The following is a 15,925-nucleotide window of genomic DNA, read 5'->3' on the forward strand; positions in this document are numbered from 1 at the left end:
AGAACACAAAAAAGCCGCCAAAATAGGCGGCTTCATTCATTGATATCTTTAGTTTACATGTAATCTGAGCTTAAGCGTGGTTACGTTGGTTCTGCATCCGACGCTGAGTCAAGTAATCACTTTCATAGAAAGCCAAGTCGTCGCGCAATTCTTCATACGTTTTGGAAATCTCAAGAATGACGTCACGGACTGCGCGGATAGGCTTGTCACGGAAGCGAATTGCATCTTGCCCTGTGTAAGCATATCTGCCGTCTTCAGAATAACATTCATTTTTGGGATAGAAAAAGCTATTCACACTTTGGTGATACGTATTATAAAGCGCCTTTTCTGCAAAATCGACATCGAAATTAGCACGACGCAGCACAACGCCAAGTTTTTCGTAAGAAACTTCAGAAAAAACAAGCAAATGACGGAGATCCGAAAGAAATCCTTTGTAGAACGTTGTTGATTCTTCCGTCTGATTCTGATCCAGTTCAGGCAAAGCATTTTCGTTCAAAAATTGTTCAATCCGGTCGATAGCAGGTTTTAACTTTTCCCTAGTTGACTCACAAATTTTCTGTACATTGGCTGCTGACATAAAGGTAGCTCCCCCTTAAATAAGTCCTTACATATAGGTAGGTCGGGCGGTGAACTTCACCTGACCTTCAATTCTCAGGTACTATCCTACCATAAAAAGCTGACGAGCGGTATCCCATAATCCAAGCGTTGTATTCATGTGTTCCACGATCTTCATTGCAAAACGCTACGCATGGTCTAGATCTGCATAAAAATATCTGCTTTTCCTAACGATAGAACTATGCACGGACAACGATGAGAACCTAAGCAAGGTTCAGATTATTGTCCTAATTCCAGAGGAGGTTACCATCTCGATGTCTAAACCAAAATGGATTAACTGGGTTATCGCTGCAGGTGTAGGAACACTTGCACTAACCCTGCTTCTACCAACATCCAACAATCGCACACTGCCAGAACACAGTGCGTTACCTGATGCTCCTCACGTGGAGCAAGGGAATAAACAGCGCCTGAAAGTACAAGACGTAAAAAAAACGGATCTCCTCACCCGAATGGATGCGAAACAGCATCTAAGCACGATGTTAGAGAAAACCTCCAGCATGTCAGATTCAGAATTGCGTAAGTATGTGCAAGACCTTCAACATTCTCACACACACATTCGTTCTCTCATGTTCATGGACAATACATCCGGTTCACAGCGTCACCAGTTTGGCAAAGACCTGCCACAAGGAAGTAAATTGGAGCAACAACGATTCGATCATTCTCTTAGCCTAGCCAAAAAAGCCGTTATGAAACGTCAGAGCTTCGAGTCGTCTTCATTTTCCATGGGAAAAGAAAAGTACTTTGTGCTAGGTCAGCCTTCCAAAGATGGCAAACAAGCAGTCATCGCCCTATTCAGCCAAAACGTGCTTAATGCAGTCGAACAGCACCAACGTAAAAATCTACGTATGATTCCTTATCCTCGAGAAGGCAAATTCAAAATCGAATCGGTGCATCCGGATACCTTAAACGAAATCACGGTCAAAACAGGGCATGATAACGCAAATGCCAGCCATTTTTATGAAAATGAAATCGTAATTCGTTTCCGACAGGAGCCGGGTGAACGTGACATGCGTATCATTAAATCTGACTTGCGAACACAGTCTGCTCGCAAATTGGGATACACGTATGTTTTCCGGTCAGAACATATGAATTATGAACAGCTGCATTCCTATTTCGAACGTAAATGGAATCCACTTTATATGGAGCCCCACTACATGTATTTAACCAATGAAACACTGTCTGAAAAGGATAATTCGGCCGAAGTCACCGTTCCTAACGATATTTTGTTCACCGATTATCAATGGAACCTGCCTGCGATCGAAACCAACCGAGGGTGGAACATTTCAAAAGGAAACAAGGATGTTATTGTGGCCGTGGTGGATACCGGGGTAGACGTCAATCACCCTGATCTCAAAGGTAAGCTGCTTGAAGGATACAATGTAATCGACCCAGCTAGTAAACCTCTTGATGATGTCGGTCATGGTACACACGTTGCTGGAATTATCGGGGCGATCGTTAACAACAATGAGGGTGTAGCTGGAATGAGCTGGTACAATAATGTACTTCCAGTTAAAGTTCTGGATAGTTCGGGTTCAGGCACGACATATGCTGTTGCTGAAGGGATTATCTGGGCAGCAGATCATGGAGCCAAGGTCATTAACATGAGCTTAGGAAACTACGCCGATGCTCAATTTCTTCATGATGCAATCAAATATGCATTTGACCGCGACATTGTGCTGATCGCCGCCACAGGTAACGATAATACAGAACGTCCAGGGTATCCGGCTGCCTATCCTGAAGTATTTGCCGTCTCTGCTACTGATCCTGACATGAATAAAGCCTCTTACTCCAACTATGGAGACTACGTTGATGTCATGGCACCAGGCACAAGCATTGCGAGCACCTACCCGGACAACCAGTATGCCGCATTGTCGGGAACATCCATGGCGAGTCCCCATGTGGCCGCGCTTGCTGGTTTAATTCGTTCGATTAATCCTGATCTAACGAATACTGAAGTGATGGATCTTATGCGCCAGAGCGTGATTGACCTTGGCGATCCTGGTCACGATAAATATTATGGATACGGCCAAGTGGATGTCTACAAAGCATTGCAAGCGGCATCGAGCAACAGTGCCCCTCTGCAATTTTGGCCACAACATGTGAGACAGCAAATGGACAATACGATGAAAAAATATACGAAGTGAGCGTATATATATATCCTACAACAACAAAAGCAGCTGCGCCCCGGGCGTATGCTGCTTTTTGATATGGTATCACTGTTGTTATTCCCGGGGGCTTAGGCTGCGCTTAACGTTTACGCGAAGCTGTACGGGATTTGCTTGATTTTTTGGCAGATTTCTTTTTGCCTTTGTAGCTGGATACATAACCCATGCCCATGTCTTCTTCTTTCACTACGACAGGATACATATGGTGAGGAATCGGCACGCAGTGGTGTTTTTTGATAACCTCGATTGGATGAATCACAGGTACGATTTGTGGAATGTAGTAGTCTTGCACAACCTGGATAGGATCACAGACAATCGGGCAAACCGGTGGACAGAAATGGTTCATTTCAAAACCAACTCCCTTTCAAGTGATACTATAACGTATTGCATGAGGACGAAAGTGGATTGGATGTATGTCCATTTTTGAGAAATTAAATAAGCGGGAGCCTGTCCGCACTCGCCCCTCCCTTAAGCGGGGCTTCGTTTGCGATCACATGACATAAGACACGCAGACCTTCGCACAAATGCTCCTGGTCTGTCACTGTGAAACAAATTCGCAGACTCGAAGTGTCCGGTTCCCCTACATAACAAGCTGAGCCCGGCAAAAAGGAAACCCCTGCTGCCAGCGCGTGTCTGTGCAGTTCCCGCATGTCCATGCCATCAGGCAGTTGCAACCACAGGTTCAACCCTCCGTCCGGTAAAACCCAGAACATGCCTGGTGGTGCATGTGCTTCTAAGACAGCCGATGCCGCACGCAATCTAGCGCACAGCTCATCTCGAAGCTTGCGGATGTACAGGCTATACTGATGCTGAATGAAGGACTGCAACGCTTTTTGAGTTAACAGCGGACTGCCTAGATCTGCCGTAGATTTCGCAGCTACCAATCGGGTTAGGACACTCCCATCTGCAATAGCACAGGCGACACGACAACCTGGTGATAATACTTTGCTGAACGTTTTCAGGTATACGACATGCCCGGTTGTATCCATCGACTTAATGGAGGCTGGAGGCGGATCGCGGAAATAAAGATCAGAGAACGGATCATCCTCCAGAATGAGGCAATGGTAGCTTTGAGCCAAATTCAGCAACTGTGCTCGCCTTTGAGCACTCATCGTGATGCCCGTGGGATTATGAAATGTTGGAATGGTATAGATTAACTTCGGCGGATGAGTATCGCATAACCTCGTCAACAGATCAATGCGCATCCCTTCATCATCCATTGGTACGGTAATAATTTTGGCGCCTCTGCTCGTAAATACATCGATGGCTCCCGTGTACGTCGGGGCTTCCATGTAAACCACATCACCAGGACCTACAAATGTCCGAGCCACCAGATCAATGCCTTGCTGCGTACCGCTAGTAATTAACATGCGCTCAGGCATAACCTGCAGACCTCTTTCTGCAAAATGATCCGCAAACGTCTGACGAAGCTCTCGATCTCCTTGGAACGAACCATATGCAGCCATCCGTTCCGGATGATCTGAAGAGAGGCGATAAGCACTCTCAATAATCTCGCGTGTAGGCAACAATTCAGGCTGGATGGCAGACATATGGAGCTCATACCGCACTTGTGGGGAAGCGTCGAAGTGTCGCCAGAGCTGAGCCCGGGGTAAATAATCTACTAGTGCCATCTGCCAGTTCCACGGTGTGTTTTTCTCCCCGTTTCCTTGAACAGGATACATTTTATCTATATTTTCGCTTCTCTCGGACTCCTGCACTCCCCGAACATAACAACCTTTGCCTTGAGAACACGTAATTAATTGAATTGCTTCAAGCTCCGCATATGCTTTGGACACCGTCACTAAACTTACACCAAGGTCTGAGGTGAGCTTTCGGACGGATGGCAGACGGGTTCCTGGTTCAATAAGCCCAGATCGGATACGATCTGCAAGAGTAAGTGCAATCTGTATGTACAATTTCGTGCGACTTCCCCGTTTCAGTTCGATATGCATTGTTCCCGTCCTCCCAACTGTTATGATCTACATTTTACTGTTATACAGTTTCGGTCTATTATAGAATATAACATTACTTTAAGTTCGTGTTCAAAGGTTCGTTTTTCGTACGAAGACGATGGAAAAAGCTGCAAAACGAACTTTATGAAGCACCTCTATAACAGTGAATAACAGGAGATGAGAACACAATGAATATCCCTTGGTCTAAAATGGCACTAAACACACCCTCCTCTGTCGTTCGCGACATGTTGCAGGCAGCTCAGGCTCCGGGCATGATTTCATTAGCAGGAGGTTTACCCGCACAATCATCCTTCCCTTTGGAAGCGATTCGGGTGGCGTATGAAAAAGTATTTGCGTCCGGATCATCCGCTCTTCAATATGCAGAAACGGAAGGATATCGTCCGCTTCGTGCCAAAATCGCGGAACGCCTTGAATCCAAAGGCATCCCCGCTTCTCCAGATCATATGCTTCTGACTACAGGATCTCAGCAATCCATTGACCTTGTATGTCGTATTCTGCTTGATCCGGGTGACCGTGTACTGGTTGAATCACCAACCTATCTGGCTGCGCTTCAAGTTATTCATTCCTACCAGGCAATATCTCACGGTGTAAGCTGTGATGACGAAGGAATGTTACCTGAATCATTAGAAGAACTGCTGCAATTGCATCGTCCAAAATTGGTCTACATCAACCCAACCTTCTCTAACCCTTCGGGTAAAGTGTGGAGCCGTGAAAGACGTCAGAGAGCAGTAGATCTTTGCCGAAAATACGGTGTCCTGATTTTGGAGGACGACCCGTACGGCGAGATTCGTTTTAATCCAGAAGAACTGGATGCACCAGCGCTTGCAGAATTGGATGCTGCTTATGAAGGACCTTCCAACGTTATCTACACCAGCACCTTCTCCAAAACAGTTGCTCCTGGACTTCGTACAGGCTGGATCCTAGCTGCACCAGACATTGTTAAAATAGCGGCAAGAGCTAAACAGGGTGCGGATCTACACTCAAGCAGCATTGACCAAAGAGCCCTTCATGCACTGATGGAGACATTTGATCTGGATGAACACATTCGTGGAATTTCCGCTGATTATAAACAGCGTATGGAGAAAATGACTGAGCTTATGACGAAGAAAGCTTGGGAAGGGATCTCGTGGAATTCACCGCAAGGGGAATGTTCCTCTGGCTCGAATTACCTGAATCGATGTCTGCCAGCAATCTGTTCACTTACGGCATTCAGGAAAAAGTATGTATCGTTCCTGGTGATTCCTTCTATGCCGGCACGCCTGAATTGAACCGGATGCGGATTAACTTCACCCACACCGATCCAGACCTGCTGCCTGAGGCTGTAGAACGTATGGATCGCGCGATTAAACGCTGGCATGCTTCGGTACAATCCGATGCTACAGTGACCATGTAATTACTGATAGAGGACGTTCAAAAAGTCCGTTTTTGATTACGAAAGATGCGCGAGCGGCATCTCAGCATCGAAGATGGGATTCAGCCGAAATAAGTGGAGGCTTACGAAGCTTGTTTCCTTCGGAAACAATGTAGTTGCTCACGTAGGTTTGCCTACGCTCCGCTACTCCATTTCTACCTTCATCCCATCTTCTCGGTACTGAAAACCGTCCTTTTTGAACACGCACCGATAGTCGCATTTATATTGCATATTGCAGTATAAATGCGACCATCGCTCACTTGATCAATAGCAAATAAATATGGCGTCAGATTCCGTAAAGATCGGATTCTGACGCCATCTCTGTTATTACGCTATGTTCATCATGAGAATTACCATTCACATGAATGAATTCCAAATGACTAGCTGTTGTTGCAGTTAGGAAAGCTTACCGTAAGCCGGGTTCTGTGCTCTTCGTGGTCCATACGGGAACTACCCTCCCACCACAAGCGACAATCATCTATCTAGGCCATACATTGCTGTACAGCTCAAGCGACCAACCTAGACACACCTCGGGCTAAGGCTGTCTCCTCCAAAGAGTCGACTGTGTCCCATTAGGTCTTGCTCCAGATGGGGTTTACCAGGAACGAAGTCACCAGCGTTCCTCGGGGTCTCTTACACCTCGGTTCCATCCTTGCCTGTGCCGGAAAATCCGGCCATCGGCGGTCCATTTCTGTGGCACTATCCTTCAACTCGCGCTGACTGGACGTTATCCAGCATCCTGCCCTGTGGAGCCCGGACTTTCCTCTCGTGGCAACAAGGCCACCAGCGATTGTCTGTCAAGCTTTCCGAAACAACATTACATAGTATACAAGGATTTCAGTTTACAAACAAGCTTAATATTAATGGAAGCATTGGAACAAGCACGTTTAGAGGAAACGGAATACTTCTGTATTTACCTCTGATGCTGTCACCTGTGTTTCATAACGTTTATGAACTAAGCGCTCCCGCAGCCAATCGGCTGTTTTTGGCTTCATAATTTTCTCGGCATTATGTCCAACATCAATGATGCTCATGCCTGCCATCAACGCATCGTGAGCCGTATGATAATCGATATCCCCAGTTACGATCACATCTGCTCCTTTGAAGCGTGCGGTAAGTGTATAACGGCTACCTGAACCACCAAGAACTGCCGCCTTTTTCACCTTACGGCTTAAGTCTCCTACCACGCGGACGTGAGACACGTCCAGTTGGGTCTTCACGACGTCAACCAGCTCTTCGAGTGTCATTGATTGTTTGAGCGGTCCCAAGCGCCCCAGACCAAGCGTACGGCCTTTTAAATCCATAGGATACAGGTCGTATGCAACTTCTTCATAAGGGTGAGCCTTTAACATCGCTTGTATAACCTGACTACGCAGACTTTGCGGCACAACCGTCTCGATACGCATTTCCTCTACACGTTCCATCTGTCCCTGAGTACCAATAAAAGGCTGTGTGCCTTCTCCAGGTACAAATGTACCCGTTCCTTCTGTATTGAAGCTACACTTGTTATACTGCCCAATGCTGCCAGCGCCTGCTTCTAGAATAGCGTTTAACACTTGTTCATGATGTGTACGAGGAACGAATACCGCCAGCTTGAAAAGATGATCCGTATGTACATCTTCCAGTGACTCTTTGCTATCGATTCCGATCGCTTCTGCCATCCAATCGTTCATACCGCCCTCTGCTACGTCTAGGTTCGTATGACTGATGTACACCGCAATATCATGCTTAATCAGCTTTTCGTACAGTTTTCCCATAGGTGTATCGGTTGTTAGAGATTTAACTGGACGGAATATAATGGCATGATGCGCAATAATGAGATTGGCACCTATGCGAATCGCTTCCTCAACTACTTCATCAGTGACATCCAAAGCAACAAGAACGTGTGTTATTTCCTTTTGCAGACTCCCCAGCTGCAGTCCGATTCGGTCATCAGGTACAGCTAAATGTTTGGGAGCAAGCTGCTCCATCAATTGAATTACAGTTTGACCTTTGGCAAACATGCCAATACCTCCTTCAATTTCGCAATCAGTTGTTCTACATCCGCGGCCTTCTCACGAGCAGATTCTTGATCGGATTTCATGATCGACTGCACCACACCCTGCAGCTTAACGATCTCACTTTCCCATTTGGCGAAAAATACGTCTGTCGGTTGATCTACCAGATATGGCCCCATGCGAAGCAACAGTTCCTCCGTCAACTCTACATCATTCGTGATGAGACGGGGCTTGTATACTTCTTCATTCGCAATGGGACTGCTCGCTTGTGGCATAGCCGTAATAATTTCATAGATCTTGCCATCTTCCTCAAGCAGCTTCTCCGCAACGACCACCCAGTTGTGAGCTAGAAGCCACCGTCTCAGGATATCCTCACCTACATTGGGTTGTAGGATAAGCAGGCTAATCCCTCAAGCTTGGACAGACCACGATCCAGAATGGATGCAATTAACGCTCCGCCCATACCCGCAATTGTAATTACGTCCACTTCACCTGGCTCTACCACATCAAGACCGTCTCCGCGGCGAACCGTAATTTTCTCTTGCAGACCTGCATCACTCACTTGTTTCCGGGCTGCTTCATAAGGTCCGGGATTCACTTCACCAGCTATTGCACTTACAACGATACCGCTGCGAACTGCTGCTACAGGTAACAACGCATGGTCTGAACCAATATCCGCTAAACGGCTTCCCTCCGGAATTTGTACATGTATTTGCTGTAATCGATTCGAAAGTTTCATGACACACCTACACCATTCATTAAATTTATTGATTTGCATTGAACAACGAAAAGCGATAAAATAAAATCCAATCAAACATTTCAAGGATGAATTACCAAAACCAAGAAATTAAGACACTCAATTTAAACATAAAGGAGACCCCGCAGCCGCGTTAGCGTCTTGCGGAAAGTCTCCCATAGTGTTGTTATTCGAGGAAATCCTTGAGTCGTTTACTGCGACTCGGGTGACGCAATTTACGAAGAGCTTTGGCTTCGATCTGACGAATCCGCTCACGCGTAACGCCAAATACTTTGCCGACTTCTTCTAGTGTTCTCGTCCGTCCATCATCGAGACCGAAGCGCAGACGAAGTACATTTTCTTCCCGTTCAGTCAATGTATCCAGAACATCCTCAAGTTGCTCTTTCAACAGTTCATACGCGGCAGCATCAGCAGGAGCCAATGCCTCCTGATCCTCAATGAAATCGCCCAGATGGGAATCATCTTCTTCACCAATTGGCGTTTCAAGGGAAACCGGTTCCTGTGCAATCTTCGTAATTTCACGCACTTTCTCAACACTCAGATCCATTTCAGCAGCGATTTCTTCTGGTGTTGGTTCACGCCCAAGCTCTTGTAATAGCTGACGGGATACCCGGATCAGCTTATTAATCGTTTCTACCATGTGTACAGGGATACGAATTGTCCGTGCTTGGTCAGCAATGGCACGAGTGATCGCTTGGCGAATCCACCATGTCGCGTACGTACTAAACTTGTAACCTTTTTTGTGGTCGAACTTCTCAACTGCTTTGATCAGACCCATGTTACCTTCTTGAATCAGATCGAGGAACAACATGCCGCGTCCAACATAACGCTTAGCGATGCTGACAACGAGTCGCAAGTTGGCTTCAGCCAAACGACGCTTCGCTTCCTCGTCCCCATTCTCAATCCGTTTAGCGAGTTCTACCTCATCGTCTGCGGACAATAGCGGGACACGACCAATTTCTTTGAGATACATACGGACAGGGTCATTGATTTTGATGCCTGGAGGCAAGCTCAGATCATCATCAAAGTGGAACTCATCGCCCTCTTCTCTGTTGTTGTTTTCCGAATCCTCGCTCGGACGAAGAGTTACCTCTTCATCATTCTCGTTAACAACATCAATACCGAGATCGCTCAATTGCTCATAGAACTCATCCATTTGCTCTGCGTCCTGCTCAAACGGGGAGAGTTTTTCAATAATTTCTTTGTAATTTAGCGAAGCTCTTTTCTTACCTGATTCAATCAATTGATCTTTAACCTGATCCAGCGTCAATTCTGTCTCTAGTTCAGTATGCTGATCATTCGCCATAATTCGACTCCCTCCTCCTAGAAACATCCAACACTCAGACGTTCACTGTCTCTCTAGGGCAATCATTTCAATTGCAATTTGTGCCGCACGTACAGAATCACCTGCACGCTCTGCAGCAATCATTTCTTCTTTCTTCAAGTCGTACTCTTTCTTACGCGGATACTTCAGCACTTCTCTGATGCAATCGTCGAGCACTTGAACACTCCATTCACCCGGACCATCCATCATCGAGATTGAACTGACCGTCTTCTCAAGGCGGTCATCATGCAGCGAAGACATGAAGCGGCTAGTATCCGGGGGTTTGCCTTGCGCATAGTAGGCATATAGATAAGCAGCAATAGCTGCATGATCATCCAAGTTGAAAGCTTCACCAAGATGCTCGTTAACATACTGGGCAGCCTCGTCGTCCTGAAGCATCCAGGCAATCAGCTTACGCTCAGCAGCGTGATAAGCCGGCAACAGATTAGGTGTAGGCACCTGCCTATTTTGTTGCCTACCATTATTCCACCTTTTCGAATTATTATCCCCAAACTGCTCGTTATTTTTCATGGCTTCTCGCTCTTCGTTGCACTCCTGCTTCAATGTTTCAAACGAAACGTCGACTTCTGCAGCAAGCTCACGAAGGTAAACTTCCCGTTCTGTCGGGGAAGGCAAAGGTGCAATAAGTTTCACAGCTTCCTTTGAATAAGCGATTTGTCCGCCACCTTCTAGCAGTATATGGTTTTTCTTAAGGTTTATAAGCTTAAATTTTGTTGTCGTTACGGCACCATCTATAATCTGGTTCCGGAATCGTTCGCCACCATGCTTGCGGATAAAATCATCCGGGTCAAGCCCTTCAGGAATGAGTGCTACTTTAACTTGCAGCCCTGCTTCCTCAAGAATAGGGAAGTTTTTGAGCGCTGCAGCCTGTCCAGCTCGGTCGCCGTCATAACAGATAATAACCTCATTGCACATGCCTTTCAGCATTAAAGCCTGATTCTCGGTAAGTGCGGTTCCCATTGCTGCTATACCGTTATGGATGTCTTGATCCCAAGCGGAGATAACGTCACCGTATCCTTCAAATAGTATGGCTTGACTTTGTTTACGAATTGCATTCTTGGCATGATGCAGATTGTAGAGCACTCGGCTTTTGTTAAACAACCGGGTTTCCGGAGAATTAAGATACTTAGGCTGCCCATCTCCCAAAATGCGACCTGCAAATGCAATTGGTTTCCCGCTCCTGCCATTAATCGGAAACATGACTCTGTCACGGAATCGATCCACATAACCTTGACCTTCATTTCTCGGTGACAGAAGACCGCCCTTCTCCATCTCTTCAAGCGGAAAATTGCGTTTCTCCAAAAATTGAACCACGGTATCCCAGCGATTAGGTGCGTAACCAATCTGGAAATGGTCAATCAGCTTGTCATTGAAGCCCCGTGAGCGTAAATAATCCATAGCCGCTTTGCCATGCTCTGTATTTTTCAATAAGAAATGATACAGCTTCGCGGTAAGCTCGTATGCCTCCAGCAGACGCTCAGTCTCCGGATTCACATGAGCAGATTCACGCCCTTGCCAGTCACCCATTGAAATATGGCTTTCTTCTGCCATCGTCTTAACAGCCTCGGGAAAGGATAACCCTTCGATTTCCATCCTAAATTTGATGGCATTTCCACCCGTGCCGCAGCCGTAGCAATAGAAAATTTGTTTCTCTGGTGTAACTGTAAACGAAGGCGTCTTCTCAGAATGAAAAGGGCAGAGGCCTTTCATATATTTCCCCTGCTTGGTCAGATGCACAAATCGACTCACCGTATCGACAATATCATTCTGCTGTAACACCGATTCAATAATACTTTCCGGTATACCGCCTTGTCCGGTACTCATCTCTGGCCACCTTCATCTCTTTAGCACGTAAATATAATTCGCTAAACTTACACATTCTCCTGCAAATCTTTTAAAAGTTTTGTCAGTTTATGTTGAAATATTTCACGATCCTGCTCTGTGAAAGGCTTTGGCCCTTTCCCATAGTGACCTCTTTTTCGTGCTTTAGCCGCAGTGTGGCGGGAATCAAGCATGAAATCAATGTCACGATCGTTAAACTCACGACCACGAAATGATAAAACATAACAACGCTTGCCTAAAGCGAGCGCAGCCAAACCATAATCCTGTGTAATGACCACATCGCAAGGCTTAATATGATTCGCAATATATAGGTCAGCGCTTTGGTCACTACGATCTACCTGAACCGTGCGAACCCCTTCTCCACCTTGAAGCAGATGGTCAAAAGAAGAAACCAGCAGCACAGGAATTTTGAAACGACGAGCCGTTTCCGCAATCTCGGCCTTAACCGGGCAAGCATCGCCATCTACAACAATGTGGCGTACATTCAACTCACTCAATCCCAGACCACCCAGCTTCAGTTATAGTTCGCATGTTGTCATCTTTGTATAGATTCAAAATGCACAAAATAAACTGCATATTGTTATATACGACCTTAGTTAGGCGAAATCCTTCTGTCGAGTTAAGGTAAATCAAAGGCTAAAATACGGAACAGGTGTTTAAAGTAAATTTCACAACCCGTTCCGTATATTTATACCCTGTTATATCCCGCTTTAATACTGAAATTATGCTTTGTCCCTGAACCACCTTGTAGGGGTGCTCAGAAGAAGGATTACCACACTAATTTGGAGAAATCAGCGAATTGTTTCAGATCACGATCAATTGCCGCAAGGAGTGCCAAACGGTTAGCACGTACAGCTTCATCCTCAGCCATTACCATAACGGAATCAAAGAATACAGTAATTCCCTCTTTCCAAGCTGAAGCGATCGCTAGAGCCTCGGCAGCCGAATGTTTGGACAACGCTTGACGATACTCTTCGCTCGTTTTGCTCCAAGCTTCGTGCAACTGGCGCTCCCCTTCTTCTGTAAACAACTCCGAATGCACGGTCGCATTAGATGCTTTTGCAGCCAGATTGCCCACACGGTTGAATGCTTCAACGGTTGTTTTGAACGCATCTCCAGTTTGAACAGCCGACATCAACGCTTCACCCTTAGGAACAACCGCACTAATATCATCGAAGCCGGAAGAGATCACTGCATCAACCACGTCGTAACGAACTGTCTCGGACAGCAATTTTTTCACACGAAGTCCGAAGAAGTCCTGCAAATCTTTACGTATTTCTTCGTCTGCACGTTTCAACAGATTCATCTGAGCGTGCACTTCAAGTGCAACTCCGAATACGTCTGACAACGTCAATGGAAGCTGATGATCTAGCAAAATCTGCACGATGCCTGCAGCCTGACGGCGAAGCGCATACGGATCTTGAGAACCTGTCGGAATGATGTTGATGGAGAAACAACCTACGATCGTGTCCATTTTGTCCGCAGCACTTACAATCGCACCGATCAGTGAACTTGGGGATTGATCTCCAGCAAAACGTGGCTGATAGTGTTCAAATACGGCTTTAGCCACATCTTCTTTTTCGTTAGCTTTGCGTGCGTAATCCTCACCCATAACCCCTTGCAATTCTGGGAACTCACCAACCATCAGGGTAACAAGATCGAACTTACAGATATCCGCAGCACGGCTAACCGATTCCGCAACAACATTCGACACCTGCAGCTTAGCTGCCAAAGCATCTGCAATTTTGCGAATACGGCGAACTTTATCACCAACAGTACCTAGTTCTTCCTGGAACACGATCGTTTCCAGCTTAGATAGTGCGTCTTTGATCTCTAGCTTTTGATCTTCTTCATAGAAGAATTTTGCATCCGAAAGTCTTGCACGCAATACCTTTTCGTTCCCTTTGGCAATGACCTCAAGTGAATCCGCACCACCATTACGAACCGTAACGAAATACGGCAGCAATTGTCCTTCACTGTCAAGCACAGGGAAATAACGTTGGTGCTCTCTCATGGATGTAATCAGAACATCCTGAGGAATGTTCAAGAATGAAGAGTCGAATGTACCAAACAGCACCGTTGGCGTCTCAACTAAGAACAATACCTCTTCAAGAAGATCTTCTTTGATTCCAATATTCCATTTTTTTTCAGCAGCTAGCGCTTCAATTTGCGATACAATCATCTGTTCACGTTCAGCGATGTCTACAATGACATGCTCAGAACGAAGAGTCTCTACGTAAGAAGAAGCACTGCTGATCACAGTATCTTTGCCCAAGAAGCGATGTCCCCGAGTAACATTACCAGACTTCACGCCAGCTACTTCAATCTCAATGACTTCACTGCCGAACAAAGCAACAATCCAACGGATTGGACGTACAAACTTGAAATCATAGGTTGCCCAGCGCATGAATTTAGGGAACGTCATCGCATGAAGGATAGACAACAGGCCTTCACCAATTACAGAGGAGGTTTCTACCCCTTTGCTGCTCTTGGTTGCATAGATGTACTCCACGCCACTAAGTTCCTTAAACGTGAATTGTTCCGGGTCTACACCCTGGCTACGAGCGAATCCTAAAGCCGCTTTGCTCCAGTTGCCGCTCTCGTCCAATGCAATTTTGCGCGAAGGTCCTTTGACTTCTTCTTCCACGTCCTCTTGCTTCTCTGCGACGCCTTGAATCAATACAGCCAATCTACGTGGTGTTGCATAGGCATTCACTTCACCGTAAGAGATACGAGATGCGTCCAACCATTTCACAACGCGTTCCTGTAACTGCTCGATCGCACCGCGCATGAAACGAGCTGGAACTTCTTCAAGACCAATTTCAAATAATAGATCCTTAGACATGCTCAGCTCCCCCTTTCTTAATCAGCGGGAAGCCAAGCTTCTCACGCTCTTCCATGTATGTGGCAGCCACTTGCCGAGCTAGATTACGAACACGTGTGATGTAACCTGTACGCTCTGTTACGCTAATTGCACCTCGAGCATCCAGCAGATTGAACGTATGTGAACATTTCAGCACATAGTCATATGCGGGGAATACCAAGTTTTGTGCCATTGCTTTATTCGCTTCTTCTTCATGCATGTTGAAAAGCGTAAATAACATTTTCACGTCTGATACTTCAAATGTATATTTAGAATGCTCGAATTCTGGTTGACGGAATACATCGCCATAGCTAATGCCTTCAACCCATTCCAGATCAAACACATTCTCTTTATCTTGAATGTAAGAAGCTAGTCGCTCCATACCATACGTAATCTCAACAGCAACCGGATTCGTCTCGATTCCACCTACTTGTTGGAAATACGTAAATTGGGTGATTTCCATACCATCTAGCCATACTTCCCAACCCAAGCCCGCACATCCAAGAGACGGATTCTCCCAGTTGTCTTCAACAAACCGAATATCGTGTTTGAGCGGATCAATACCTAGACGTTTCAAGCTCTCCAAGTAGATCTCTTGGATATTGTCTGGAGAAGGCTTGATAATGACTTGGAATTGATGATGCTGATACAGCCGGTTTGGGTTCTCACCATAACGTCCATCCGATGGGCGACGGGAAGGCTCAACATAAGCTACTTTCCATGGTTCAGGTCCAAGTGAACGCAAAAAGGTCATTGGGTTCATCGTACCTGCCCCTTTTTCCGTATCATACGGCTGAACAATAATACAATTGTGCCCAGCCCAGAATTGCTGCAGCGTTAGAATCATCTGCTGAAAATTCATAATCATGCTCCTTTTCAATGGTTTGTTGGCAAGCCTAGAACGGTTTAGACAATAAAAAGCCCCCGTCCTACGCCTGTTGTCCAGACGTAGGGACG

At 46.1% G+C, this 15,925-nt stretch carries 10 protein-coding genes, 1 other RNA gene and 2 pseudogenes; 2 read left to right on the forward strand and 11 right to left on the reverse strand.

Features of this window, described 5'->3' with window-relative positions; translation table 11 throughout:
- Nucleotides 1-70: 70 nt before the first annotated feature.
- Complete coding sequence (locus DMB88_RS20855) at nucleotides 71-577, reverse strand: YpuI family protein (protein WP_056696072.1); 507 nt, start codon at nucleotides 575-577, stop codon at nucleotides 71-73.
- Between the two features lie 292 nt (nucleotides 578-869).
- On the opposite strand from DMB88_RS20855, the gene DMB88_RS20860 reads away from it, so the two are divergent.
- Nucleotides 870-2,759, forward strand: coding sequence for a S8 family peptidase (locus tag DMB88_RS20860; RefSeq protein WP_128102884.1), 1,890 nt, complete (start codon nucleotides 870-872; stop codon nucleotides 2,757-2,759).
- Between the two features lie 103 nt (nucleotides 2,760-2,862).
- On the opposite strand, the gene DMB88_RS20865 is transcribed toward DMB88_RS20860, so the two are convergent.
- Both DMB88_RS20865 and DMB88_RS20870 read right to left on the reverse strand, forming a co-directional pair.
- On the reverse strand, nucleotides 2,863-3,126 hold the full coding sequence (locus DMB88_RS20865; protein ID WP_128102885.1) for a hypothetical protein: 264 nt from the start codon (nucleotides 3,124-3,126) through the stop codon (nucleotides 2,863-2,865).
- A gap of 85 nt (nucleotides 3,127-3,211) precedes the next feature.
- A complete protein-coding gene (locus DMB88_RS20870) occupies nucleotides 3,212-4,732 on the reverse strand; it encodes a MocR-like pyridoxine biosynthesis transcription factor PdxR (protein WP_128102886.1) in 1,521 nt (506 codons plus the stop codon).
- A gap of 188 nt (nucleotides 4,733-4,920) precedes the next feature.
- Between DMB88_RS20870 and DMB88_RS20875 the strand changes: the two are divergent.
- Nucleotides 4,921-6,146: pseudogene (locus tag DMB88_RS20875) on the forward strand (PLP-dependent aminotransferase family protein).
- Nucleotides 6,147-6,561: 415 nt separating this feature from the next.
- On the opposite strand, the gene rnpB reads toward DMB88_RS20875, so the two are convergent.
- From rnpB to glyQ, 8 genes and pseudogenes are all read right to left on the reverse strand, one after another.
- Nucleotides 6,562-6,970, reverse strand: an RNA gene (gene rnpB, locus DMB88_RS20880) — RNase P RNA component class A.
- An 81-nt stretch (nucleotides 6,971-7,051) separates the two neighbouring features.
- On the reverse strand, nucleotides 7,052-8,167 hold the full coding sequence (locus DMB88_RS20885; RefSeq protein ID WP_128102887.1) for a Nif3-like dinuclear metal center hexameric protein: 1,116 nt from the start codon (nucleotides 8,165-8,167) through the stop codon (nucleotides 7,052-7,054).
- Nucleotides 8,143-8,900: pseudogene (locus tag DMB88_RS20890) on the reverse strand (tRNA (adenine(22)-N(1))-methyltransferase TrmK). Before DMB88_RS20890 ends, DMB88_RS20885 begins: the two are co-directional and overlap by 25 nt.
- Nucleotides 8,901-9,084: 184 nt before the next feature.
- Nucleotides 9,085-10,224, reverse strand: coding sequence for an RNA polymerase sigma factor RpoD (gene rpoD, locus DMB88_RS20895; protein WP_128102888.1), 1,140 nt, complete (start codon nucleotides 10,222-10,224; stop codon nucleotides 9,085-9,087).
- Between the two features lie 42 nt (nucleotides 10,225-10,266).
- Nucleotides 10,267-12,087 carry a DNA primase gene (gene dnaG, locus DMB88_RS20900; RefSeq protein ID WP_128102889.1) on the reverse strand — a complete coding sequence of 607 codons (1,821 nt, stop codon included), beginning with the start codon at nucleotides 12,085-12,087 and terminating at the stop codon, nucleotides 10,267-10,269.
- Between the two features lie 47 nt (nucleotides 12,088-12,134).
- A complete protein-coding gene (locus DMB88_RS20905) occupies nucleotides 12,135-12,617 on the reverse strand; it encodes a YaiI/YqxD family protein (protein ID WP_174715349.1) in 483 nt (160 codons plus the stop codon).
- 257 nt (nucleotides 12,618-12,874) lie between these two features.
- Nucleotides 12,875-14,950, reverse strand: a complete 2,076-nt coding sequence (glyS, locus tag DMB88_RS20910; protein ID WP_128102891.1) for a glycine--tRNA ligase subunit beta — start codon at nucleotides 14,948-14,950, stop codon at nucleotides 12,875-12,877.
- Entirely contained in the window at nucleotides 14,943-15,830 is an 888-nt protein-coding gene (glyQ, locus tag DMB88_RS20915) for a glycine--tRNA ligase subunit alpha (protein WP_128102892.1), read from the reverse strand. Before glyQ ends, glyS begins: the two co-directional genes overlap by 8 nt.
- Nucleotides 15,831-15,925 lie beyond the last annotated feature (95 nt).

The organism is Paenibacillus sp. DCT19, from assembly GCF_003268635.1.
Taxonomy (GTDB): Bacteria; Bacillota; Bacilli; order Paenibacillales; family Paenibacillaceae; genus Paenibacillus.